18 protein-coding genes are annotated in these 25,356 nt (G+C 43.9%); 1 reads left to right on the top strand and 17 read right to left on the bottom strand.

Going from position 1 to position 25,356, the window contains the following annotated elements:
- The 13 genes from Q0502_RS00795 to Q0502_RS00735 all read right to left on the bottom strand — a co-directional run.
- Positions 1-678: metallophosphoesterase (locus tag Q0502_RS00795; protein ID WP_298646020.1), on the bottom strand; the 678-nt coding region annotated here is incomplete at its 3' end.
- A 27-nt stretch (positions 679-705) separates the two neighbouring features.
- The gene (locus Q0502_RS00790) at positions 706-1,524 is read right to left on the bottom strand and encodes an alpha/beta hydrolase family protein (RefSeq protein ID WP_298646017.1); all 819 of its coding nucleotides are present in this window, start codon (positions 1,522-1,524) and stop codon (positions 706-708) included.
- 217 nt (positions 1,525-1,741) lie between these two features.
- Positions 1,742-2,923: a cation:dicarboxylase symporter family transporter gene (locus Q0502_RS00785; RefSeq protein ID WP_298646016.1), complete on the bottom strand. Its 1,182-nt coding sequence runs from the start codon at positions 2,921-2,923 to the stop codon at positions 1,742-1,744.
- A 53-nt stretch (positions 2,924-2,976) separates the two neighbouring features.
- Complete coding sequence (locus Q0502_RS00780) at positions 2,977-4,260, bottom strand: amidohydrolase (protein ID WP_298646014.1); 1,284 nt, start codon at positions 4,258-4,260, stop codon at positions 2,977-2,979.
- A gap of 74 nt (positions 4,261-4,334) precedes the next feature.
- Entirely contained in the window at positions 4,335-5,060 is a 726-nt protein-coding gene (locus Q0502_RS00775) for a C39 family peptidase (protein WP_298646012.1), read from the bottom strand.
- A gap of 75 nt (positions 5,061-5,135) precedes the next feature.
- Positions 5,136-6,860 (bottom strand): RagB/SusD family nutrient uptake outer membrane protein, encoded by a 1,725-nt coding sequence (locus Q0502_RS00770; protein ID WP_298646010.1) that lies wholly within the window; start codon positions 6,858-6,860, stop codon positions 5,136-5,138.
- An 83-nt stretch (positions 6,861-6,943) separates the two neighbouring features.
- The gene (locus Q0502_RS00765) at positions 6,944-10,054 is read right to left on the bottom strand and encodes a TonB-dependent receptor (RefSeq protein WP_298646007.1); all 3,111 of its coding nucleotides are present in this window, start codon (positions 10,052-10,054) and stop codon (positions 6,944-6,946) included.
- 478 nt (positions 10,055-10,532) lie between these two features.
- Complete coding sequence (locus Q0502_RS00760; protein ID WP_298646005.1) at positions 10,533-10,994, bottom strand: DUF4395 domain-containing protein; 462 nt, start codon at positions 10,992-10,994, stop codon at positions 10,533-10,535.
- Between the two features lie 97 nt (positions 10,995-11,091).
- The gene (locus tag Q0502_RS00755) at positions 11,092-13,611 is read right to left on the bottom strand and encodes a M14 family zinc carboxypeptidase (RefSeq protein ID WP_298646002.1); all 2,520 of its coding nucleotides are present in this window, start codon (positions 13,609-13,611) and stop codon (positions 11,092-11,094) included.
- Positions 13,612-13,972: 361 nt separating this feature from the next.
- Positions 13,973-14,965 (bottom strand): TlpA disulfide reductase family protein, encoded by a 993-nt coding sequence (locus tag Q0502_RS00750; RefSeq protein WP_298646000.1) that lies wholly within the window; start codon positions 14,963-14,965, stop codon positions 13,973-13,975.
- A gap of 82 nt (positions 14,966-15,047) precedes the next feature.
- Positions 15,048-16,571, bottom strand: coding sequence for a RagB/SusD family nutrient uptake outer membrane protein (locus Q0502_RS00745; RefSeq protein WP_298645998.1), 1,524 nt, complete (start codon positions 16,569-16,571; stop codon positions 15,048-15,050).
- A 13-nt stretch (positions 16,572-16,584) separates the two neighbouring features.
- Positions 16,585-19,761, bottom strand: a complete 3,177-nt coding sequence (locus Q0502_RS00740; RefSeq protein WP_298645996.1) for a TonB-dependent receptor — start codon at positions 19,759-19,761, stop codon at positions 16,585-16,587.
- Positions 19,762-19,884: 123 nt separating this feature from the next.
- Complete coding sequence (locus tag Q0502_RS00735; RefSeq protein WP_298645994.1) at positions 19,885-20,820, bottom strand: hypothetical protein; 936 nt, start codon at positions 20,818-20,820, stop codon at positions 19,885-19,887.
- 741 nt (positions 20,821-21,561) lie between these two features.
- On the opposite strand from Q0502_RS00735, the gene Q0502_RS00730 reads away from it, so the two are divergent.
- The gene (locus Q0502_RS00730; protein WP_298645993.1) at positions 21,562-21,909 is read left to right on the top strand and encodes a GNAT family N-acetyltransferase; all 348 of its coding nucleotides are present in this window, start codon (positions 21,562-21,564) and stop codon (positions 21,907-21,909) included.
- Between the two features lie 100 nt (positions 21,910-22,009).
- Here the strand turns inward: Q0502_RS00730 and Q0502_RS00725 are convergent, their stop codons facing one another.
- The 4 genes from Q0502_RS00725 to Q0502_RS00710 all read right to left on the bottom strand — a co-directional run.
- The gene (locus tag Q0502_RS00725; protein WP_298645992.1) at positions 22,010-22,612 is read right to left on the bottom strand and encodes a thioredoxin family protein; all 603 of its coding nucleotides are present in this window, start codon (positions 22,610-22,612) and stop codon (positions 22,010-22,012) included.
- Between the two features lie 21 nt (positions 22,613-22,633).
- Entirely contained in the window at positions 22,634-23,149 is a 516-nt protein-coding gene (locus Q0502_RS00720; RefSeq protein ID WP_298645990.1) for a TlpA disulfide reductase family protein, read from the bottom strand.
- A gap of 192 nt (positions 23,150-23,341) precedes the next feature.
- Complete coding sequence (gene nagB / locus Q0502_RS00715) at positions 23,342-24,151, bottom strand: glucosamine-6-phosphate deaminase (protein WP_298645988.1); 810 nt, start codon at positions 24,149-24,151, stop codon at positions 23,342-23,344.
- A gap of 10 nt (positions 24,152-24,161) precedes the next feature.
- Positions 24,162-25,356: FprA family A-type flavoprotein (locus tag Q0502_RS00710; protein ID WP_298645984.1), on the bottom strand; the 1,195-nt coding region annotated here is incomplete at its 5' end.

The following is a 25,356-nucleotide window of genomic DNA, read 5'->3' as shown; positions in this document are numbered from 1 at the left end:
CCCGCCATACTCTTCCTTGGCTCTCAGATTGGATCGACACATGGCCGCGTTGACTCCTTCGAAATTCATTGCTCGGTTAGCATGTCCATGTCCGCACAGCATCAGTTGTACATTATAGGGCCTCAGCGCACCCATCACTTCAAACCAGTTGTTCAATCCGTTATCCATAGGATAATGGTTCACATAGATAATAGGCATATTGGTACTGGTTCTCTCCAGTTCGTCAAAAAACCATATGAGGTTCTCCCGCGGGATCTGTCCCGGTCCCATACGCATATTGGGGCCTGATGCCAGTCCGATAAATTTATAACCGTTGTATTCAAAACCGAATGTTTCATTACCGAATATCCGCAGGAAATCGTTCGTTCCGCTTTCCGACCAATTTGAATCATGATTACCGGGGATCGTATAATAGGGAACATTCAGACTATCCAACATAGATTTCGCTGTCTGAAGTTCGTCGTATGAACCGAATTCGGTCACATCTCCCGAGACAATAACAAAAGCGATATCGGGAAGCGAATTGAGATCTTTTACCGTACGGCGGAGGTCTTCATTATTATCCGGACCACTGACATGTATATCGGTGACCAAAGCAAACCTGAAAGGTTTTAAAGGTTGGGCGGAAAGTACCAGACCGACCCCCAACACAAGAAAAGATAATACCCATTTCTTCATATGCCTTGCTATTGATTGATGAAAATTTTATGGTCGGGACTTAAAATATTCATGAAAGAACAATGCCTGGTATTTCACTGCATTCCCCCAGTATTCCCAATTGTGTGCACCGGGACGGGTAATATAGTCGTGGGGAATGTTCCGGTAGAGCAGTTCATCATGGAGTCGCTCATTCACTGCGTAAAAGAAATCTTCCGTTCCGCAGTCGATAATTATTTTCAATGTATTGGGTGTCAGTAAATGCAATAATCCCATGACGGTATTTTCTTCCCATCTTTGAGGATAATCACGTTGTGACCCGATTCGTTGAGCGATATCCCAATTGTTCGGGAACGGACGGATATCCACGCCGCCGCTCATACTTCCGCATGCGCCGAACACATCCTGATTCCGGAAGGCAAGGTATAATCCGCCATGGCCTCCCATACTTAATCCGGTAATGGCGCGTCCTTGCCGTGAAGGAATGGTGCTGTAATGGCCATCCACCCATGCGATCAATTCTTTTGAGATGAAGGTTTCATACTGAAAGGCCGGATCGACAGGACTGTCGAAATACCAACTTCCGAAAGCACCGTCGGGACAGACAATAATGATTCCATACGTATCGGACAATTCCTTGATATGAGGCGCTTTATTTACCCATCCGTCATAACGGTCACTGTAACCATGCAGCAGATAAAGAACGGGAAAAGCATCTTGTCCGTCATAGGATTGCGGTTTGATAATGACCGTTTTAACTTCCTTGTCCATTTTCCCGCTAAACACATTCACCGTATCAACCGTCGCGGGAAAAACCCTCACGACACACAAGGTTAATAACAGGGGAACCACCGCAAATCGTTTCATTGTATCATTTTATTTAAAGACATAAGAACCAAGAGCCAAGACTATGTAAATGAAAAATGAAAAACTAAATTCATTATCCCATTTATCGTGCGAAGCACACTATCATTTTCCATATTCGTCATATTGGCACATTCATTTCCCAAAGATACAAAAAACAGAAAAACGACGGTCGAATTTTGTAATTCAGATCACTATAAACTCCATTTCGACAGATTTATTATCTATCGACAATTGATTCTTGTTCCTTCTTCTCGGAATATTTTGTCAGGATCAATGACAAAGCGCCGTCGCTCGTGATATTATGTGATGTACCGAAGCTGTCCACTAAAGCAAAAATAGTTATCATCAGGGCAATCCCGGCTTCATCTATGCCAAGTATAGCCTGTATCAGCCCGAGTGAAGCAAAGAGTGTCCCGCCGGGTAATCCCGGAGCGGCCACACCAAAAACAGCAAGAAGTGGGATAAAGAGAGTGATTTTCTCAATGCCTGGCATCGTTCCGTACAACAAATACGATACAGCCAATGCCAGAAATACAATATCTAAAACAGAGCCGGGAAAATGAATATTACCCAACAACGGAATGGAAAAATCCCTTACTTCCGGCTTCAATGCGGGACTTTTTCGGGTTTGTTCGATAGCAACACCCAGACTCGCCGCCGACGATTGGGATCCTAAAGCAGTCAACACTACCGGCCCGTAATATCTAAGCACCTGCCACGGATTCTTACCCGAATATATCCCCGCAGACATATATAAAAACGTAAGCCACGCGAGATGGCAGAGTATTGTAATCAGAATGATCAGCAGGAAAACGGGCAATCTTGATACCAGGTCTCCTTCATAGGCAAAAACACTGAAATTTGCCGCGATAAAAAACGGAAGAAGTGGTATCAGCACTCTTTTTACCATTACAAATACAATATCCTGAAATTCGTACAAAGCATTTTCTATTTTCCGGGATTTTGTCAAAAGTATGCCTACCCCTATTAAAAAAGCCAATACCAGAGCACTCAATACCGGCATTAAAGGCGGAATATCCAGACGGAACAGCATTTCAGGAAGCGCTCTTGGCACTTCATTGCCCGGTGTAATATCCATGAGCGGTATGGTGTTATAACCCACTAAAGCGGCCAATACCGAACTACCTACACATGATATGTACGCCAAAACAAGCGACAGTGTCAGGAGCTTTGAGGCATTACTCTTTAAACGGGTAATGGCAGGAGTAATAAACCCGAAAACAATGAGAGGAATAAGAAAAAAGATGATCTGCCCCAATATGTGTTTTACCGGAAGGATCACACTGATTACTTCTGCCGTTGCGAACCGGCCTATCAACAGACCGGCTATTACCGCTAAAAATAAACGGAAACTTGTATTTGAAAAGATTTTTTTCATACGATTATTTGATTTTTCATAAAACTATCTCCATCGGATAATTTATTTTCCGGTTAGTCCGCATATGAATGTAAGTACTGTACTGCAAACTGTACCATTGCGCCCACGGCATATTGGAGCGCGTCTTCGTCGAGGTCGAAACGGTCGTTGTGGTGTTCCGCCCCGCTCCCCAATTCGTAGTTCCTGATCCCGGGAAATACAAAAACCGTCGGCGCCAGTTGACTGTATTTCGTGAAAGTTTCGGCGGCATACCATATATATTGTTCGTCGGTAACGATGTGGCCGGGATAAATTTCCTCCACGGCTTCACGGGTAAAACGCGTCAGCACGGTGTCATTGACCATGGGATTCAATGCGACGCCCATGTTGTCGTGAAACGCAACCGAACAGTTGTGCGCCGACGCGATATCTTCACTTACTTTCCGCAAGAGGACAAAGCTTTTTTCCCCTTCTTCCTTGTCGAAAAAGCGAAGAGTGCCGCCAATAAACACCGAATTGGGAATAACGTTATATACCTCTCCCCCCTGAATCCGGGTAATACCCAACGTTACGGTTTTGGTAATGTCGCGTTGGTTATTCCAGGCGATGGAGATACCGGTGAGTATATTGGCGGCGGCAAATACCGGGTTGACCGACAAATCGGGACGAGAAGCATGGCCGCCCCGCCCGGTCACGTCAAACGCTATCGTACCAGTGCCTGCCATAATCGGCCCTTCCCGGATGAACAGTTCCCCTGTATTCAAATTCGATTTCAGGTGATTACCATAAATAGCGTCTATCTTCAACGGGCGCAATGCTTCAATCATCGGGTCAATACCGGAATTTGTCTCTTCGCCTTCTTCAAAGATGAAAATGATCTTCCCGTTCAACCGGTCCTTCAGATTGGTGAGAATGTTGGCAACGCCGAGTAGAATGGCGGTGTGTCCGTCATGTCCGCAAGCATGGGAGACACCTTCATTTTTGGAAACCCATTTTTTCTTTTGCTTTAAATTGTATGGATTTTCCTGAAGGGGCAGCGCGTCGATATCGGCACGCAGGCCAACGGTCTTTCCCGGACGCTTCGTATCGAGGACAGCATAAAAGCCGGTTCCCGGGACTTTGGTGACGGGCAGGCCCAATTTTGCAATTTCCGATTGAATAAAACGCGCGGTTTCAAATTCCTGTCCCGACAATTCGGGATGTTCATGCAAATATCCCCTTATCTCCCTGACGTAATCGTCCACGGATCGAACCTGCTCAAGGACAACCTCTCCATCCACGGCCTGCTGCCCCCATAGCGGCGACATGCAAAAGGCACAAATAAGCGGCATTATGCCTGATTTTATGTAATTGCTCATATGATTAATAATTTAGATACAAGATGCAAGAGCCAAGACTCAAGATTTTTTCTGATTTACTGATTTAGCAATATTCATTCGGGCCAGACAGCCAGGAACAATCCCCATGTATAATCCGGATCGAAATGATTCCGCCAGATACCGCAATAAAAGTACTGCCAGGAGACAATCGTATAACCGTCCTGATTATGGTCGGTGGTGTCGTAAGGCTCTGCCAGGATCAGTACATCATCGGCAGTACATGGAGTGCCCATCGTATCGTATCCGATGATTATCTGCCAATGACCGTTCCATGTATCCGTTCCAACAATAACAGGGATGCCCCGTTGAAGGTATTCCAGGAAAAAATCCTCGGGGATCGTTTCCCGGTTCGGATATTGATAATCGTAAGTCGATTTGTACTTAAACCCGCCGATCTCGTCAAAGATACGGATGAGATGCCGCAGGTATGTTGTATCCTGGTCTGTTCCGCGTAATTCCTGAAGCCGTTTCTCGTTATATCCTTCCCGTTTCCCGTAATGTTCCAGTACCATAAGCGCACACACCGGTCCACAGGTTACCTCAGTAGCTTGCTGGATAGTCCTGAAATTTTCGATCAAAGTAAGTGATTCCGTACTTTTTTTATTATAAAAATCGATGGATGTATAATACGGCGAGTTCTTTACATCAAAAGCCCTTTCGTGTCCGGCCGCTCCGCCCAAAGGCAATCCGGGATCATAAGATATCTTATGAATATCCCGTTTAGAGCCGCATTCTCCTCCAAGCAACAATAGAGGAAGGGCTACAGCTGTTATTCGCAAAAATAACGAAATCATTTTATGCATAAAATAAAGTAATCCCCCTGTTCAATAAAGAGCAGGGAGAAAGTTTGCCCTTTAATAGCCGGGATTCTGGTCTATACCCAGATCATTCCCATTCAACCCTTTAGGAATAGGGAAACGATAAAACTTACCGCTTACATTATCCGTTTTTGAATGGAGGTGTTTGTAAATTTTAGCAAAGAATGGATAGTTGGTCTTGACGCTGCCCTCGGCGCTACCGTCGTTTTCCGGTCCAAATTTAGCTACTTGAGACTCTACAGACTTGTAATCCTCTTTATAATATTCAAATTTCGGGGTTTCCGTTAATACAGTGTTTACTAACTTGCGCCAACGTACAAGGTTGATCCAATGTCTCTGTTCAAAGTAGAGTTCCAAATACCATTCTTCTTCCAATTGGGCTTGCGTAAGGGTGGAGTAAGTATCCAAACCGGCTCTTTGGCGCAATTGATTGATAACCTGGGCGGCTTCTGTTTTTTTATCCAAATAAAACAACGCTTCCGCTTTGGTCAGCAACACTTCGGCATAACGTATCTCTATACGGTTTATGTCGTTTGGTTGAGCGGCTTCCGAGCCGGGTGCCACTTCCGGGAAACTAGCATTGCGATGCACAAATTTACCTACGCGCGGCGAAGTCGCCGGGTATATATAATCGTATCTTTTATAATCTTCAGCTTTTGTCGGTCGATCAGGGGAAGTTACTAACGGTTCATCCTGGTTGTATAAGCGTGTAAAGAGAGAAAATCTTTTACGCTTGTCCGTATCGGAAAATTTATCCAACAAGGTAACGTCAGCCGGTCCGATATGATTGTCTCTGTACAAGTCGAAACGGAATGTAAAAGGACAGTGTGTCTGGTGATTACCTTGCGCATCGCCTTTGCCGTCGCCGTCATGATGGATAGTGAAGATATGCTCTACCGAACGGTTCTCAGCAGGTACGCCAAAGTTTTTCTCAAAATCTGTTTCTAACTGAAAATTTCCGCTGTTTATTACTTTGCCGGCATATTCTACTGCCTTTTGCAGTTTATCCCGATCCCAGGAGAATGAACCGGGGTCGTTTTTACTCGTGGCAATGGCGGCTACTTCACTTTGTGGAAGAGGTTTGCCGGCCCATTGCAGGTATGCACGCGCCAGAATGGCATTGGCAGCACCTTTACTTGGATTAGAACGAACTTGATCGTACCCGGGCAAAGCAGCCTCCGCTTCCGTCAGATCTTTTACTATTTGGGTATAAACCTCATCGATGGACTTGCGCGTAGTTTGTTCCGCCGACGTTGCTTTTGTGCTTAAAATAAGCGGAACTTCACCCCACAACTGTGTCAAATACAGATAGTTCAACCCACGAATAAACTGCGCCCGTGCTCTTGCAAGGTCGATAACTGCCTGCGAAAGATTTGGAGTAACGCTGCTGGAATCGGCTTTTTCAATTGTACGATTGGCTTCGCCGACGCTCACGTACAGATAATTAAATATTTTTGTAGGGTACCAGTTGTTCACGTCCGTCTTGAAAAGACTTACCAATGGCCCGTCCGCATCATCCGCTCCTTCGAAGCTGATGGTATTTTCCGTTGCTGACTCCAACAAAAATGAATATGAAGAGCTTAATCTTTGCAGAGGAGGATAAATGGCATTTGCTTGCGCCAATGCTTCCTGATCTGTTTTCCATACCGATTCGCCCGTTATCACGGGGTCATCAGGTCCATTACCTTCACACGAAGACAGAATGATAGTGCTAACTGCTATGACTACGAAAGTCAAAATGCAAAAAAAGTTTTTTTTCATCTTTTTTAAACTTTAAATTATTAATAATAAATTGATTGAATGAATGGCAGATTGCATTTAGAAATTATTTATTTACCATTTATTTAAAACGACACGTTTGCTCCCACGGAAAATGTTCTCGCCATAGGGTAAGTACCTAGGTCAATGCCCTTTGAATTTTCGGGATCATACCCTTTGTACCCGGTCAGCGTAAGCAGGTTTTGAGCTGTGGCAAAAATCCGGACTTTCAGCGGAAAATTCGATGAGGCAAACGGGATTTTATTCATGCTGTAACCCAATGTCAGGGTTTTCAACCTCAAATAGGAGGCGTCCTCGATATAACGGCTGTCCAATTCGGAAGATAGTGGCACATTGGTGATTCTCGGAACAGTATTAGACGGGTTTGTTTCCGTCCAACTGTCGAGCAGTGCGGCTGACGCATTGTAGGCATCGTTCGGACTTTCCAGGTAGCGCCTCAGTTGGTTATACACTTTGTTTCCCTCCGAGCCCTGGAACAATACGAACACATCAAAGTTCCGGTAATTGAACGAAGAAGAAAAACCATAGGTAAAGTCCGGCTGTTTGCTGCCCAACACGATCCGGTCATTTTTATCAATGTGATTGTCTTGATTGTGATCGACGAATTTCGGGTCGCCGGGTTGAAGAGTGGTATATGCCGGGGTTGTAGGAAGTGCGGAGACGTCTTCATCTTTCTGCACCACGCCGGCAAATTCCAACCCGTAAAACGAACCGAGCGATTCCCCGACACGAAGGATTTCCACACCATGTTCCAAAGCCGTCACATCGTCGTACAATCTTGTTATTTTGTTTATATTCCGCGCGATGTTACCTGACAGAGACCATCTAAACCGTTGATTATCCACGAGTACCCCGTTTATTGAGAACTCTATACCTTTGTTGCTGACGTTACCCACGTTGACTAACTGTTCGTTCTCTTCTCCTAATTTTGGAGGAACACGCAGCAACAGGTCGGAGGTCTTTTTGTAGTACAGGTCCGCCGTAGCTGTAATCCGGTTGTTCAGGATGCCTGCGTCAACACCTATATTGTATTGCGTGGTTGTCTCCCACTTTAAATCTTCGTTACCACTGTTGTTCACCCGGTAAGCCACTTCCCCGTTGTACCGTATGGCTTCCAATGTTTGAATGTATTCGTAATTGCCTATCTCCTGATTTCCAACGCTTCCGGCGCTCATACGCAGTTTCAGGTTGGATAATTTCCTGAAATCTTTCAGAAATGCTTCTTCATTGATATTCCATGATAACCCGATAGAGGGGAAGATACCCCACTTGTAATTTTTTGCAAAACGCGTGGAATAATCACTCCGAAAATTAGCCGTAAGATGATAACGTTCGAGAAGCGAGTAGTTTACTCTACCGAGCAACGAATACAATTTACCTTTTGTAGAACCGCTGAAAATCGGTCGTGCTCCATAAGGTGTACCATCCTGTAAATTATCCACGCCTAACTCTTCATTCGTAAAGCCCGCGCTCATCGTGGTGAGGAAGTTTGTTTTCGTATCCTGATAAGTGAAGCCGGCCAAGGCATCGAAAGCATGTATATCCTTCAGTCTTTTTGCATACGACAAAGTAAATTCAGATAGTAGAATTTCTACTCGTTTATTTCCTATGCCGCCGATACCTATGGGTTCTAACCCCAGTGCGGTATAAGAAGGCGAGAAATAGCTTTGCGTGGTATGGCTTATATTGCTTGCCACATTGATTTTTGCCGTCAGCCCTTCCACGGGTGAATACCGGGCGAAGAAATTACCAAGGAAAACGGTATTGACTGTTCTGGCCGTACTGTTTTTAAGATCGGAGATGGGATTTGCCGTTTTATCAACATAACGCAAATAGGCGTACTCGAACGGATTGTTGTAATTATAACTGCCATCGCTGTTATAAAACGGCACGACAGGGGGGATATAGAGTGCGTAAGTCAACGAATTGGCAATGCCCTTGGAGTAAGGAGAACTGTTATAGTTGACTCCTTCAAACGTGGTTAAACTGTTTTGGGTACTCTTGTTGGCAGTAAGGGTTACACCCACGTTGAAATTGTCAAACACGTCTCTATCGTAGTTTATCCGGGTAACAAAGCGGTCGAATCCCGAATTGAGAATGATTCCCTCCTGGGAAAGATAATTGCCCGACAGGAAGTATTGAGATTTCTCCTCTCCACCGCTAATCGTAAGCGAATGATTTTGAATGAAGCCCGTTTGCAAAACGGCATTCTGCCAATCGTACCCTCCACCTAATTGCTCGATTTGTGCATCACTGTATCCCGGTTTGTTGAGAAAGTAATCCTTTTGCATTCTTGCCCATTGTGAAGCATTGAGTAAATCTAATTTTTTGGCCGATTGGCTCCAGCCTGAAGAGTAGAGGTAATTAACCGAACTTCGTCCTTTTTGCCCCTTTTTGGTTGTGATAAGAATCACACCGTTGGAGCCGCGTGAGCCATAAATAGCGGTCGCGGATACATCTTTCAACACCTCTATTGATTCAATGTCTGAAGGATTAAGTAAGTTCAAAGGGTTGGATTCTCCTTCTATACCCCCGATCCCTACTTTCGTGGAAGAGTTGTCGCTGAAAAAGAGAAACCCGTCTATCACGTAGAGCGGGTCATTGCTCGCGTTGATGGAGTTGCCGCCGCGAACGCGTATATTTGCCGGTGAACCGGGTTGTCCCGAACTCTGTGTCACGTTTACCCCCGCTATTGCCCCGCCCAACAAAGCATCCACCGAAGGAGCCACGTTGTATTCCAGATGCGCTTTCGAAACAGTAGCGATGGAGCCTGTCAATTCTTTCCGCTGCTGGGTGCCGTAACCTATTACTACTATCTCATCGAGATAGTTAAAGTCCTCTGTCAGCACCACATGGACGGGTGATTCGGCTCCATACACGTCGACTTCCCGGGTTCCGTATCCAAGGAAGCTTACCGTAAGGGTAACGGGGAGTGGCTGCTTGGTGACAAGGCTGAATTTCCCGTCAATATCGGTAATCACGCCAGTGGAAGTCGATCGTATCGCGACCGTTGCCCCGACGATGGGGACATGTGCATCATCGACAACAATTCCTTGAAGCGAAACCTGGCTGTAAGTGCCAATCGCTATAAATAAGCTTATAAAAAAAACGCAAGAACGTTTCCCGGTGTCCGGCCGGATATCTCTCCTCTTAAAGAAAAGTGATATATTTGTCATATTCTAAAACTTTTTAGAGTGAAAAGAAGCGCTTCCGCGTCCGACTGCAATTGGCTTATGGAGGCGCTTATCTTCGAATTGATTTTTATTAAATGGATACTGTTGTTATTTCAGTATTAAAAAATTTCCCGAAATTAAATTGGATACTATTCTATTGTTTCATCATAGGCTCATAATTTTATAGTTGTTTTACTTGTGAATATTTATACGAAATTTTTAAAAAAAACTCCACCGAAGCCGTATCGGTGGAGTTTTTTTTATGCTTTCTCTATTTTGCGATAATACTACTTTCCCCTATCCAATACGATACGCTTCCCGGCCATATACATATACATATACATATACATAGGCATACAACAACACATCGCCATACAGCATGCTGTGCAAGTATTACCGTTATAGTGGATAAAATATATATTCATACCCCTGAAAGGTTCTTTTGTCTGATAAAATGTATTGGAAATATTCCTGATAGCAATCATTTCACTACCTGTTTTCTTCTTTCCGTATTCCTATTGACAATAGGAGCTACGATCCAATTATACACATAGCATCCCAGGCAAATGTTGAAAACAGCCTCCAGCGTAGCGCAAACAATCAATATTCCTCCTGTAACATAAGCGGCTACCGGATAGTGAAGATACAGGAATACCGCAATGGCCAATGAGAATGCAAACCCCAGGCCTGCCGCGAATCTTTTGGGCGGTGCGAAAATAGGTTTCGGCGTTAATCCGAATGCTTTTGCTAATCCTTTGGCAATGACAGCCAGCGGTGAAGGTATGCGTGTAAAAGCCCTCAAAGCAAAATCGGCGGTTAAAAAGAGCGCCAGCCATGTCCATCCTGTCAGCAATGTGATCAGTGTGAGAAGGATCACCTGTGCAGCAATAAGCCTCACAACTTTTTCATTTACATGATTTTTTGAAATACTTTTTTTATTCATAAGATCGTAATTTTTATCTGAATATTGCTTTCTTCCCTAAGAGTTATTCCATTATTAACAAATCATTTATATGAAACGGATAGGAAAACCGGCTGTCCTACCTGCCTGAAATAATGTTCCCGAACAAAACCGCATTCACAAAGGTACGGCTTGTTCCATCCCATATTCCCCGAAACAACGGATCTTCAGCAAATAGGATTACGCTCCCCCTGCCGGAATTATTCGCCAGGATAGAGGCGGAACCTTTCAGACTTTCCAGATGTTCGGAAGAGATATAACCATTCAACAAGGGATCGTCGGTATATACGGATACTGCATTGGATGAAGGAGCAAGAAACAAGGTACTTTCACGCACTACCGGCAGTTTCTCGCTTGTCAGACCGAAAGCCAGTGGGTGTTCCAGATCTATTTTAGTCTGGAATATGGATGTAGGGAACCTTCCGAACGAACGGAACGAAACACCTGTGTCTTGCCTTTGTCCGGCAGTATCAGGTCTTTCTACTAATTTTGCCGAAGTTATTTTGTTGTTTACCGCCCATCGGGAAGCTCCGTTAAGGGTGATAAGCGTACCTCCGTTCCTAACCCAATTTTTTAAGTTTTCGACCTCCGGTTCATTCAAAAACGAATAATTTCCGCTTACAAAAACGATCCGATTGAATTCATGCAGAGGAACCCGTCCGAAAAGGTTGAAATCGACGCGTACCAACGGATATTTCAATTGCTGGTCGAACAGATGCCACACTTCGCCGGCTTCAAGCGATGAGACATCGCCTCCGGTCACGACCAATACTTTGGGTTTTTCTATCCGTTTGAAAGCACTGCTGCCTAAGTCGACTCCCTTCACATTAAATCCCGTAGAGACAGGAATAATATCCACTTTTTCCTGTTCCCCCAGTTCTTTCAATATCGCATATAACCCGGAGGAAGAGAGAGTCTGATTTTTTACGGGAATAAGCAGACTACCGTATGAAAAATCTCTCACACCTTTATCGCTGTTTATGGAGAAAGGCTGAAAAGCCGATTTAACCAGAATATCTTTCTCCAAAAGGCTGAAAAGCAATTGTTGGCTTTTTGAGTCACGATAATCCACCAGGTAGGCATATTCCGAAGGTTGCAAACTGCCGGTATATACTTGGGGTGATGCCTGCACCCTTGCTCCCCGCGATGAAGAGGTTGTTACGTTATAAGAAAGTCCGGTGGAATAGGCTATGGAAAACCCGGCTCCGTAACCCAATTTTGAGGCATCGTCATAATCTTTTATATCGTCGAAGATAATTCCTACCAGTGCGCTGTTAGGTTGACCTGCCGGAATAATGTAGGATTTTCCCTTTTCGTATTTCACACTGTCTATCGTGAGATCGTTTGCATTTTCGTACACTTCCAGACGGTGGTCGAGCAACAGTTGAACGAATTTATGCAATCTGGACAGATCATAGGTATCGCCGATAATATATGATTTCGCTGCTTCTCTCCCTCTGGGAGGAGTGAAGAATTCCTTTTGAAGATCGAACAAGGCGTCTCTGTGTGCAATGGCTGCATCAACCGTCGCTATGCTTGTCACCAGTTGGTTCCGTACGGTAAAGGGAAGCGTCACAATCCCGTTTTCAGATTCCTGCTGCAAGCCCCTCGACGATCCTTGCTCGAAAAGGATTCCTATCCCTCCGTTATAGTCGGGATAAGTAGAACCGAAATTCGGGTTTTTATTATCGTAGGATTCTTTTGTGTAATAAAAGGAGCCGATTTTATCCAACGCTTTGGCGTAATGATCGGCAAAAAGCCGGTTAAGCTGATAGGTCGATTGCGGCACAAAGCGGCTCTCATTCCCATCGGGATCGGTCGGTTCGAAAAAGAAGGTGCTGTTTGTTCCCATTTCATGGTGGTCTGCCTGCACATGAGGCAACCAGTCCTGATATAGGGCTACACGTGCCTTACTTTCGGGGTGCACGATATTCACCCAATCGCGGTTGAGGTCAAACCAATAGTGGTTTCCGCGACCTCTGGGCCAACCCTCTGTATGCTCACGGTCGAACTGGGAAATATTATAGCTATTTACGCTTGTATTCGAGTTTACCCACGAAGCAAAACGTTCCTGTCCGTCGGGATTACGTACAGGGTCAATAAAATAGATCCCCTCCTCAAGCTGTTTCTTTACAAAATCGTTTTGTGCGGCTGTGAAATAATAGGCAGACAGCAACGCCGCCTCCGCGGAAGAAGTTTCGTTGCCATGTACCGTATTTCCCAAAAAGACGATTAGCGGGCTGTCCGGCTTTTCTCCCTGACGAACTCTCTGCCGTACTTCTTTATATCTGTCCAGATTTCTTATATTTTCGGGAGATGAAACGATCAGAACATACAATTTACGCTTTTCGTGAGTCTGTCCGATCTCTATTAGTGAAGTCCTCTCCGAGAGTCCGGCAAGTTTCTCGTAATATGCATTTATCCTGCTGTGTTCGGTGACCCTACTACCGATTTCATAACCTAAAAACACTTCGGGAGTCGGAATTTCAGAATCGAATATTATTTCCGGAGAAAAGAAATAATCAGTTTTCTCTGCTTTCACATGAGCAGACAACAGTACAGCAACTGATACAATAATTGTCGTTATTACTTTTTTCATATGACTAAAATTATTTATTTCACTAAAGTTAGATATTTGCTCACCACGGCATAATATAAGCAAGCTTATCTTCTGCTCGTCTGGTTTAACGCAAATAGTTCAATGGTGTCATATGGAACTCGCTTTTAGTCATGTTCTTGTATGAGAACAGTTATCATGCTCGTTTCATACAATTTCTTTTAGAACCAAGCATTCCAGAACGTTTTTATCCGTTCAAAAAATGAGTTGAAACACTTGAAAATTTTGTTTCTTAAGAGACATTTTTTGATTTGAGGATTTAATGATTTGGCGATTTAACAATTCCTCAACCAACTGATGGTCAATCATCAACCAACAACCCCTAATTTTCAACTTTCAATTTTCAACTTTCGATTTTCGCCAATAGATCATCCAAAGTTTTATCCAGATCGTCTCCTTTGAGATTTTTGGCGACGATAATGCCGTTTTTGTCTATCAGGAAATTAGCAGGAATAGCTCTCACGCCGTATAATTTTGCAGGTTCACTATCCCAGTGCAACAAGTCGGAAGTATGCGTCCAGGTGAGGTTATCCTTTTCAATGCCTTCCAACCATTTGTCTTTGCTTTTGTCAAGAGATACGGAAAAAACGCTAAAGCCTTTGTCCTTGTATTTACTATACGCAGCCACTTTACCCGGATTTGCCCTGCGGCAAGGTCCGCACCATGACGCCCAAAAATCAAGCAACACATATTCTTCTCCCAAATAGTCTGAAAATCTTACCGCATTCCCTTCCGTATTACTCACTGTAAAGTCGGGTGCATGCTTACCGATCGCCACTACTTCGAGTGTACCTACCAATTCTTCCAATGTCTGCACGTATGGCGTTTGCCATAAAGAAGGATCAAGCAACTGAATATTCGATTTGATCTCTTCGGGCGACAACCGGTAGGAAAAATCACGATAAAGGGCGTAAGCCGATACCAGCGATGCGGGATGTTGGCGGATAAACGAGTCGATCTGCACATGGCGCTGTGCTTTGTATTCCACAAACAGATCCTGCAACTTCGAACCTTCTACTTTCGTGTTGCGATAATAACGAGACGAATCAAGCACCACCGTTACCGGATTCTCATCGAAAAAGACGAGGTAGGAATTTTTCAATGTGTCCAATGTCAATCCGTAAATCTCAGGAAGTGGTATATCTTTGGAAAAGTGGAATTTTCCGTTTGTTATTTCTGCGGAGTCTATTACAAAGAATGTTTTGTTACTGAATTTCTGCAAATAGACCTTACCCGACTGCACGCCTTCGACACTACCGTTGAGCGTAAAATTGTTTTTGTCCTTACATGATAATGCCACAAAAACTATCGCGATTAATAATAAGTTCTTCTTCATACGTTTATTTTTTTATTATGATAGTATGGAACCTGAATATAGTTAATTTAACGATTTGTTGATTAGTAATTATTAAATCACATTATTGGTCTAAATTTGGGTTGTTATTGATCTCATTTAAAGGGATTGGGAAAAGATAATATTTACTGTTCGGAGTCAAATCACTGCCGTCGGGGAATTTAGTGATCCAATGGCCTCTCACTGCCACCGTTCTGCCCTCATCATCAACAAACGTCTCCGTTGTTTCCCGGCGGACGGGCGCTGTTTGTAAACGTAAAATATCATACAGACGAAAACCTTCACCCCAAAGTTCCCGTCGACGTTCGAGCAGGATCTCCTCAATGATACCGTCCCTGTCAAAATCCGCTGCCGACAGATTAGAAAGCCCCCTGTTACGGCGCAATTCATTCAGCGTTTCAACGGCGCCGCTTATATCATTCAACCGGGCTTTACTTTCAGCCTCAATCAAGAGCACTTCCGAAGAACGCATCAAAACAATATGTCCATCATGATTGGGATATTTATTCCTGAATTTTTTATACCTGTAATGCCTGTATAGGGCCTCTGCCGGTTGCGTTGCTATTTCAAAAAGTGATTTACGAATATCTCCGTCGTCAAATAATGCAATAAAGTGAGGATCGGGTATTATGCTGTTGTATCCGTAATACAGATTCGTTCCGTTGGCATCGGTAGTGTAAGGCGTTGTTTCAATATACGCCAGGTATGAAGCGCCGCCTTTGTTCTGTGTCTGGGTTTGTGGATGCCCCCAGATCCATTCCGGATTACTCACATCATTAAATCCTTCGGTATATTGTTTAGGCGTCATAACAGGATAGCCTGCACGTGCCTTGGCTGCATACTCGGCTGCAAGTTCCCAATTTTCAAGCGTAAGATAGGTACGGGCAAATAACCCGTACACCACGTTAATATCGGGACGGTTCTTCACTGTACGCTCAAATCCTGGAAGCAGTTTCTCCGCCTCCGTCAGATCTTTAATAATCAAATCATATACATCATTGACTGTGGACAGGGGATTGGGGCTGGTATTGGGAGTCGTAGGCTCGGTATAAACGGGGATAGCTTTTGTATTCGCATCTTTTACATATGTAAACTGATACTGACGTATCAGGTTCAGGTAATTGTATGCGCGTAAAGCATAAGCCTGCCCTTTGAGATGTTTTATACTCTGTTTTGTACTCTCATCGATATCAATATTAGCAATTATATTGTTCGCATGATCAATCGATGTGTATTGTAAAGTCCAGAAGAACAAAGCACGTCTTGTCGTATTATCGAACGGATCGCGGTATGGATATGAATCACGAAATCCATAACGCCCGTCGCGTGCAAAAGCATCTTCACCCATTACTTCATGCGTAAGAAAAATGGCAGGAAGTCCCGGATTATCCTGGGAAGTACTGTTTTCCATCAGATAACGGATTGCGCCGTTAATAAAGGCGCTGATATTATCCTCGGAAGAGAAAACCTCCGGTGTGGTAATTTGAGTTGCCGGAGAAGTTTCAAAAAAACTGTCGTTGCACGATGTAAACAGCGCTGATGTAAATAGCGCCAAAGCAACCGGTATATATAAAAATTTCTGCTTCATAATCTTATCTTAATTAAAATGAGACATTAATTCCCAATGAATATGATTTTTGTGCGGGATAACGGTAGTACGTTGACCCGGAAACGGTCTGCTCGGGATCCAATCCCTTATGGCCGAAGAAAGTCAGGATATTATCACCTGTGAGATATAGTCTCAGATCTGCTAAATTCCAATTCGACAATAGTTTATGTGGAACCGAATACGAAAAAACAACATTTTTCAGGCGTGCATACGTAGCGCTATACAAAAATCGTGTCGATGGAATCGTATTCCACGAATCGGAGACATAAGAGAGGCGGGGGAAATCGGTATCCGTGTTTTCCGGAGTCCAGCGCGTGAGCGCCTCTTTCGACCAATTCCGGCCGGGTGCATATCCCAGATGCATGATAAACGGTTGATCCCCATCAAATATCTTTCCGCCTATACTGTACGATAAAAGGAACGACAATTCAAAACCCTTGTAGGAAAACCGGTTGTTCAAACCACCATAAAAATCAGGCAGAGAACTTCCCTGGAAATAGGGTGTCGCCTCGGTTTGATCTTCGGTAGCGGTCCGTCCCGTGACATTTCCATTCTCATCAAGAATATCTTTATACCAGGTGGCTTTACCATTTTCAGGATTGACTCCTGCCCATTCCTTGATGTAAAAGTCATACACCGAACCGCCTTCTACCATTTTCTTTGTATTCCCGAATTGTCCTATCGATCCTGTAAGTATTTCCTCCTGAGGTAATTTGGTTATTTTGTTGGTGTAATGTCCGAAGTTGAGGGTAATATCCCAATTGAAATCTTTATTCCGGACCGGCGTACCGGTTATTTGCCCATCGATCCCCCTGTTACTCAACGAACCGATATTGGCATTGATACCGCTATAACCCGTAGAAGGTGAAAGAGGTTTTTCGAAGAGCAAATCTTTCGATTGCCGGTTATACACATCGATCTGGGCGATCAACCGGTTCTCGAACAGGGAGATATCTATCCCGAAGTTGAGATTCAAATTTGTTTCCCATTTCAGTTCGGGTGTCGGAAGTTCAGACGGCAACAATCCCAACATATCCAAACTGTTATAAATCTCGTAAAATCCGCCATAAGCATAATTCCCCACATTGTCGTTGCCTTGCGCTCCATAACTGAAACGCACGTTGAGGTTGTCGATATCCTTCACACTCCGCAGAAAACCCTCCTTTTTCACATTCCAGGCAGCACCCACCGACCAAAAATCTCCCCAGCGCGATTCCTTACTGAAACGGGAAGAACCGTCACGACGGTAACTCGCAGAAAAATGATAACGGTCAAGATAATCATAATCCAATTTACTTAACCAGCTTGCCAACCGGTAATTGTCGGAAGTTCCATAGAAAATACCGCTTGTGGAACCTGCCGAAGGTTCGGTTTTCCCCAACACCTGGAAACCGGTACGGTTTCCAGACAGTGATGATACATTATTTACGTATATTTCCGGCCCGGCAAGCAGATTAAAGGAATGTGATTTGCCCAAACCAAAAGTATAATCGATAAAACTGTTCACCGTATAGTTGAGTGTGCGGCTTGCGCTCCTGCTCGCCGTGCCTGCACCTTCCGATATTACTCCGGTACTGTAATAGGAATGGGAATAAGAGTGTGAACTCCCTGTTCTGTAATCAACACTGGCAGTCGTCTTCAGTAATAGACCCGGCAGAAAAGTGATATTGAAATTCGTGCTGAGCAAAGCAGCCTCTGTTTTACTACCTGATATGGCATGTTCCGCACTTCCAAGAATATTCACTCCACTGGCGGCCGTAGTAGGACGCCATATGCCATAATCCCATTTTTTATTCCCGTTTTCGTCCAACACGTACGAACCATCGGGATTGCGTTCATAAACCGGATAAATGTTTGAAATAAGGCGCTGGAAATTGGCAAAGTTTCCCGTGTTACTGTCGCTTTGGTTAGGAGATCTTTGATAACTCGAGGAAAGTGAGGCATTCCCACCGATCTCGAACCAGTTATTGATCTTCGATTGTATGTTTGTACGGAAATTGAAACGTTCGTATTCAGCAGTTCTTATCCACCCTTCTTCATTCAAATAACCTCCTGACAGGAAGTATCTTGTATTAGCGCTTCCACCACTGACACTCAGATCGTATTGCTGACGTATTCCAAGTCGTGAGATAGCTTTACCCCAGTCGTCATTCCACAACGGAGTTGCTCCGGTGACCAATTTACCGTCTGTCCCGACAGGATTTGGGTATTGAGGCCCGTAGATATTCACTTTAAGCGCACCGTCAACGAGGTAGTCGGTCGCGTATTGAGCAGCTTCCGCAGCCGTTCTTCCCTGATCTGACTGGGTATTGCGCAAGGCCTCCCATTGCAATTCGTAATATTCGTTTGCAGAGAGATACTCGTAATCTTTGACGGCACGGCTTGTAAATCCTACACTACTCGAAAAATTGACCACCGGTTTCGTGTTCAGGTTTCCCGATTTGGTTGTGATGACAATAACGCCATTAGCGCCTCTCGAACCATAAAGAGCGCTTGCAGTAGCATCTTTTAATATCGATATCGACTGAATATCTTTCCCGCTTATCTGATTGGGATTTGCTCCGGGGACACCATCCACAACATACAGTGGCGATGTGGAAGCATTGACCGAACCTATCCCGCGCACATATAGCGAAGCATCACTACCGGGTTGGCCCGCGGAAGAAACTGACTGAAGTCCCGGCACCGTCCCCTGTAAAGCCTTCCCGACAGAAGTAATTTCCAATTTTTCCAACTCTCTGGCTCCAACAACAGCGACCGATCCGGTATAGCTGGACTTTTTGGCTGTACCATAACCTACTACAACCACTTCATCGAGATAATTAATATCTTCCGACAATATTACTGTTATGATTTCATTTGCCTCATACACATCAATTTCCTGTGTTCTGTATCCCAGGAAGCTAACCGTCAAGGTAAGCGGAAGTGATTGGTCTGTGGTAAAACTGAAATTCCCGTCTATATCGGTTACCGTTCCGTTTGTGGTCGATTTTACAGCAACTGCAACTCCGGGAAGCGGTTGATTCTCTTTATCAACGACTGTACCCCGTATCGTTTCCTGCCCATAAGTACTGAAAGAACACAAAAGAAGGATTAAAAAAACGTAAATATCTTTTTTTGATATGAGGGACAATCGTGTGTTCTTATAAAAAAGTGATATATTTGTCATATTCTAATTTTTTAGAGTGAATATAAGCGCTTCCGCGTCCGACTGCAATTGGCTAATGGGAGCGCTTATCTTTTTTGTTGCAACGAATGATATTTTTATATATTCCCCTTATTATTAAATAACTCAGAAAGAAGCTGTAAGAAGCAAATCCTCAATCTCTTTCAACTGAGCCGACAGAATGGTTTCTTCTGCCTTAAGAAAACCGTATTCCTGATTGTATTTTTGTCCTTCCGAGAGGATCCATTTCAAAAATCTTTTCGCCGGAATATTATTCTCCTGATACACGAATCCTATATTTTCAACAGGAATGAGCGATATCCTTTCTTTTTCGAGCAGGGTTATTGCCTTGTCGATATCGGCTTGCTGCAATATTTCACGTTGTTCTTTTTTTATATCTAAAGGAATAAGGGCTAAGCCGTTTTTCAATCCGCGTGTTTCAATATCGAAAATATAGCTGAGATTATTAAAGGTGATACCCGTATGATCTTTCTGTATGGCGTTCATAAGAAAAATGTCGTCGCCCGATATTTTTCTTCCTCTGATATCAGCAGTAGAATATCCGAAGTGAGAAGCAAATACCCCCGCAAAGGAGGTAATATTGGTACCCGAATAGATAGTTATATCATGTTTTTGTTTATTCGACGGCTCAGGATTTTCATCGAGAATGTCGTTATTAAAAAACAGATCCTCTAACATTTTACCATTCAATCTTTTACGGTCAAGCTCGTTCAACAAGGGATTGTTTGCATTCGTAACCGGGAGCAAAGCGTATCGTCCGGTATATGATACAACTTGATTTCCATTTTCTGTTCTGCCTTCGTTGTCAGAACTGATAAAACTTAAATCGATATCTCCTTCGGATGATTGCCCTCCCGCAAACTTGACTTCTATCTGGGGGTTCGCTTTTTGGTACTCGGAAGCCCATTTTTCTATAAGTGGTGTGGCAAACCGGGCACTCTTTATATATATCACCTCTTTGGGATTCTGTTGGGCTATAACGTTTGTTGAAAACAATACAGCAACTACTAATGATAATCTAATAAATCTAAACTTTTTCATTGTCATTCGTTTTAAATAATTAATATTGATAAAAAAAACTCCACCGAAGCTGTATCGGTGGAGTTTTTTATACTTTCTCTGTTTTATATGAGATTCTTACTTTCCCCTATCCAATACAATATGCCTCCCGTCCATACACATAGCCATAGACATACAACAACACATCGTCATACAACCTGCAGCACAAGTATTATTATATTGGATAAAATTTATATTCATATGATTATTTTATTTTTTTCTCGTCGATAAATGGACATAAAAAACTCTCCTGGTTTTTATTGTACCAGGAGAGTTTCTATACTAAAAGTAATATCTTATGGGCATTCTTTTATTCTACTCCGATACAACATCGCCTGAAGGACATACACATGTCCATACACATACACATGCAACACCCCTTTTTTACTGAAGTATTACATATTGTTGCGGCTGTATGCTGCAGGAATATTTTCACTATCGTTTTGCCTTTATTAATTTATATTTCAAAAACAAAAGTAATGCTTTTTTGTTCATTCCATACAAAAAATAATATCTTTTTTCATAATATTTTTTGAAATAAGCTACAAAATGCTCATTTCCAAACGCTAAGAATATCACTTTTAACACTACCATAATAATCCGTATTTCTTCTATCTTTTTTCTTGTTTAACAAGTAAATAACTTCAGAATTCAACAAATCAGGAGAGGAATCTGTTTTAATAAACAGATCACAAACAGGTCACAAATTAAAATTGAATGATTATGGATATACAATTCAGAATAAACGAAGACAACGGTGGCAGTTTTTTCATTGAGCAGGATGGGCGACAAATTGCCGAACTCGATTTCGAGGTAAAAAATAACCTGCTGAACGCCTATCATACTGGCGTACGTCCCGAACTGGAAGGACAGGGCATTGCCGGAAGGTTATTCGATGAGATGGTCAACTATGCACGGGAGAAAGGTTATCGGGTAATCCCTTCATGTTCCTATATCCTCGCCAAATTCCGCAGGCGCCCCGATGATTACAGCGATATATGGTATCGTTCCGGGGATGAACCTAGCGGAGAGGCCTGTGGCATTAGGCCAAAGGACAATATCAGCCATTGAAAAAAAATCCGCCGGAACCTGCATCTCCTCCCCGAAAGGAGGATCGGTCCGGCGGATAAATTCCGCATTATTTATTCTGCGTTCTGATAACCCAAAACTACTAATTCTTTGCTTTTATCCCGCATCCGACAGCCACTGTTGTAGCGGGGTCAGGAGTGTTGCCGGCCAATAGGGTACGTACTGCGTTAGCTGCGTAAGGCACTGTTACGGCTGCTGCATCCTGATAATTATCATCGACGGTTCCGGTATAAACTACCACAAATCGTCCGTTTCCTTCATTTTTCAACAGGAATATCTCGGGAGTACGCGTGGCGCCGTAGGCCGGGTATACCTGTTGTTCTTCATCTGCCAGATAAGGGAAAGGATAGCCTTTCTCACCGGCTCTTTTCTGCATCTCTTCGAAAGAGTCGGCTGGTTGCTGTACCGGATCGTTCGGGTTGATAAACACTACGGGAACCCCTTGCGGGGCAAACTCGTTATGCAGTGCGATCATACGGTCTTCATAAGCCTGCACATAAGGGCAGGGATTGCATGAGAAAATCACCATCACTCCTTTCTCATTCGAGTAATCGGACAAAGAGACGGTGGTACCGTCGATATTCTTCAGGGAAAAATCGGGAGCAACGGAACCGACTGCGATAGGTTGTGCGTTTAGCGATAACACACTCCACACCAAAACGGATAAAATTAAAAATTGTTTCATTGTTACTGTCATTTTAAAATGTTAATTAGCCAATAGAGGCTGGACAATCTCTTCCAGTTCAGCCAAAGTGAGTTCCTGCGGATAAAATTTCCTGAACCCGTTTCCATAGACGAGCGTAGCAGGTATAGCGCCGGTCCAGTTCTTGTCCACGAGGGGGATCCAATCATTGAACTTAGGATCATCTAAAAGGATCACCTCATTTTTCATCTTTTCCTTTTCAATGAAAGGGATCAGTTTCGTTTTCAATTGGTTCGCCATATCGAGGCTTACCATAAGAACCTTTACATTCCTGTCACGGTATTTTTCGCCGAACTGTTCGAAATAAGGTATCTCTTTGATGCAGGGTGCACACCATGTGGCCCAAAAATTCACCACATATATCGTGTCGTCTTCCTGCTGCAACATAGGTTGAAGCTGCTTGAAATCAACTACTTTTATCTCTGCTTCGTTTTTCCTGTTTCCCGAAAAAACGAGAAAAGGAATCAGTATAAACAGTATACCCGGAATCAGAAGAAATCGTTTTTTTACCTTGTTCATTTTTGCTGCGATTGATACTGTGATTTCTCGGTAAACAAACAATAAACAGGTCTTGTTCATCTTATACTAGAGGGAACTTGTTAAATATCAAGTAAAAACGTTAAGGCGCCCACAAAAAAAGAGCAGGCCGGAACCCACACTTTTTTGTCTCATAAACCTGTAATGGTTATTTAGAAATAGTCAACCGACACACTATAGCAGTGAATCGGGATTCAGGTTATCATGCTCAATATCCAGGAAATACTTGTAAGTACCCACTTTCAGTTCGGCGCAGGCATCGTAATCGCAAACGATGATCCCTTTTTCATGCAACTGCAGGGCACTGATCGTCCACATCTGATTGATGGAGCCCTCTACGGCGTGATAGAGCGCACGGGCTTTGTGGTGCCCGTTGACTAAAATAAGCACCTCCTTAGCATCGAGTACCGTACCCACTCCTACCGTCAGCGCCGTTTTGGGCACCTTGTTCACATCGTTGTCGAAAAAGCGGGAGTTAGCGATCACCGTATCGGTGGTGAGCGTTTTCACCCTTGTACGCGAATTGAGCGAAGATCCCGGTTCATTGAATGCAATATGCCCGTCGGGGCCGATCCCACCGAGGAAAAGATCGATACCTCCCGCATCCTTTATCGCCAGTTCATAGGCAGCACATTCGGCTTCGGGGTCTTCCGCCATCCCGTCGAGGATATGTACATTTTCCTTTTTAATATCGATATGGCTGAAGAAATTATCCCACATAAAAGTATGGTAACTTTGCGGGTGATTTGCCGGCAATCCGATATATTCGTCCATATTGAACGTGATCACATTCTCGAACGACACCTGCCCCGTTTCGTACAATTTGATCAACGCCTTGTAGGTTTTCAGGGGCGACGACCCGGTAGGTAATCCCAATTTAAAAGGCTTTTCTGCCGATGGTTTTGCTCTGTTGATCTTTGCGGCAATGTAATTCGCTGCCCATTGCGCCATCAGATCGGCATCGGGCTGAATAATAAGTCTCATGTTTCTTTATTTATTGACAGTTAGATGTATTGTTTGGAACCACTTCTGCTCCCGATATAATTTTTTGCGCCATGGCACGGCCTAAACAGCGGGCTTTCTCCACCACATCGGCCAGCATCGCCTGCTTCATGATCACAGGCTCTGCCACCACCTCGAATTCCATCGATCCGGCAAAAGCTTCAAGTTGTCTGGCAGTAGCGTCGGCCCACGTAAAACTACCGAAATAACCGAAGAAACGATTTTTCAGATTGCGGTTTTGCAGGGCGGAAACCAAGCTATCGACAGCGGGATACAGTTTGTTATTATAGGTCGGTGATCCGATGATCAATCCCGTGTATTTGAATGTATCGCGAAGGATATCCGACTCGTGGCTTTTCGACACATTGTGCATCACAATGTTTTTCACGCCGTTCCCGGCAGCCTCACCTGCGATGATCTCAGCCAGTTCTTCGGTGTGTCCGTACATGCTTCCGTAAGCGATGACCAGTCCTGCATCGGCATGGTAGCGGCTCAGCCTGTCATAGAGTGCTACTACATTGGTTATATTTTCCGGAACCGTCCATACAGGCCCGTGGGTGGAACAGATGGCATCGATACCGACGTTGGCCAGTTTTTTCAGGGCGGTCTGCACGGGAGAACCGAATTTTCCTACGATATTGGAGTAGTAGCGGATCATCTCGTCGCTATATCTTTCGGGACAGAGTTGCGTATCCAGTACGCCACCGTCGAGTGTACCGAAAGTACCGAAAGCATCGGCGCTGAACAGGGTTTTCATTTCCCTGACATAGGTCATCATCGTCTCCGGCCAGTGCACCATGGGAGTCATATAAAATTGAAGCGTATACTTCCCCAGGTTCATTTCATCCAGGTCTTTCACTTCAATCACGTTATCGGTTATCCCGTAAAATCCTTTCAGCATTTCAATGGTCCGTTTGTTTCCTATGATTTGGATGTTCGGATATTTGTAAACAAGGAATTCGATAGAACCTGAATGGTCGGGCTCCATGTGGTTCACCACAAGATAGTCGATAGGGTTATCTCCCAACACCGACCGGATCTTACGCATAAAAAGATCCGAGTAGCAAATATCTACGGTATCGATTAGTACCGTTTTCTCATCCCTGATAATATAGGAATTGTAGGAAACCCCCTGCGGCAACGGCCACAGACTTTCAAAAAGGTGTTTGGTGCGGTCGTTCACACCC

Origin of the sequence: uncultured Proteiniphilum sp., assembly GCF_937873925.1 — a bacterium.
Taxonomy (GTDB): Bacteria; Bacteroidota; Bacteroidia; order Bacteroidales; family Dysgonomonadaceae; genus Proteiniphilum.
Note: the sequence above shows the minus strand (reverse complement) of the source record. Positions and strands in the feature narration are given on the sequence as shown.

Bases quoted from the DNA above. Each gene is read 5' to 3' on its own strand.
- Q0502_RS00745 (WP_298645998.1), bottom strand. From the start codon at position 16,571: ATGAAGCAGAAATTTTTATATATACCGGTTGCTTTGGCGCTATTTACA.
- Q0502_RS00730 (WP_298645993.1), top strand. From the start codon at position 21,562: ATGGATATACAATTCAGAATAAACGAAGACAACGGTGGCAGTTTTTTC.
- Q0502_RS00735 (WP_298645994.1), bottom strand. From the start codon at position 20,820: ATGAAAAAGTTTAGATTTATTAGATTATCATTAGTAGTTGCTGTATTG.
- Q0502_RS00755 (WP_298646002.1), bottom strand. From the start codon at position 13,611: ATGAAAAAAGTAATAACGACAATTATTGTATCAGTTGCTGTACTGTTG.
- Q0502_RS00740 (WP_298645996.1), bottom strand. From the start codon at position 19,761: ATGACAAATATATCACTTTTTTATAAGAACACACGATTGTCCCTCATA.
- nagB (WP_298645988.1), bottom strand. From the start codon at position 24,151: ATGAGACTTATTATTCAGCCCGATGCCGATCTGATGGCGCAATGGGCA.
- Q0502_RS00765 (WP_298646007.1), bottom strand. From the start codon at position 10,054: ATGACAAATATATCACTTTTCTTTAAGAGGAGAGATATCCGGCCGGAC.
- Q0502_RS00760 (WP_298646005.1), bottom strand. From the start codon at position 10,994: ATGAATAAAAAAAGTATTTCAAAAAATCATGTAAATGAAAAAGTTGTG.
- Q0502_RS00780 (WP_298646014.1), bottom strand. From the start codon at position 4,260: ATGAGCAATTACATAAAATCAGGCATAATGCCGCTTATTTGTGCCTTT.
- Q0502_RS00770 (WP_298646010.1), bottom strand. From the start codon at position 6,860: ATGAAAAAAAACTTTTTTTGCATTTTGACTTTCGTAGTCATAGCAGTT.
- Q0502_RS00785 (WP_298646016.1), bottom strand. From the start codon at position 2,923: ATGAAAAAAATCTTTTCAAATACAAGTTTCCGTTTATTTTTAGCGGTA.
- Q0502_RS00790 (WP_298646017.1), bottom strand. From the start codon at position 1,524: ATGAAACGATTTGCGGTGGTTCCCCTGTTATTAACCTTGTGTGTCGTG.
- Q0502_RS00750 (WP_298646000.1), bottom strand. From the start codon at position 14,965: ATGAAGAAGAACTTATTATTAATCGCGATAGTTTTTGTGGCATTATCA.
- Q0502_RS00720 (WP_298645990.1), bottom strand. From the start codon at position 23,149: ATGAACAAGGTAAAAAAACGATTTCTTCTGATTCCGGGTATACTGTTT.
- Q0502_RS00725 (WP_298645992.1), bottom strand. From the start codon at position 22,612: ATGAAACAATTTTTAATTTTATCCGTTTTGGTGTGGAGTGTGTTATCG.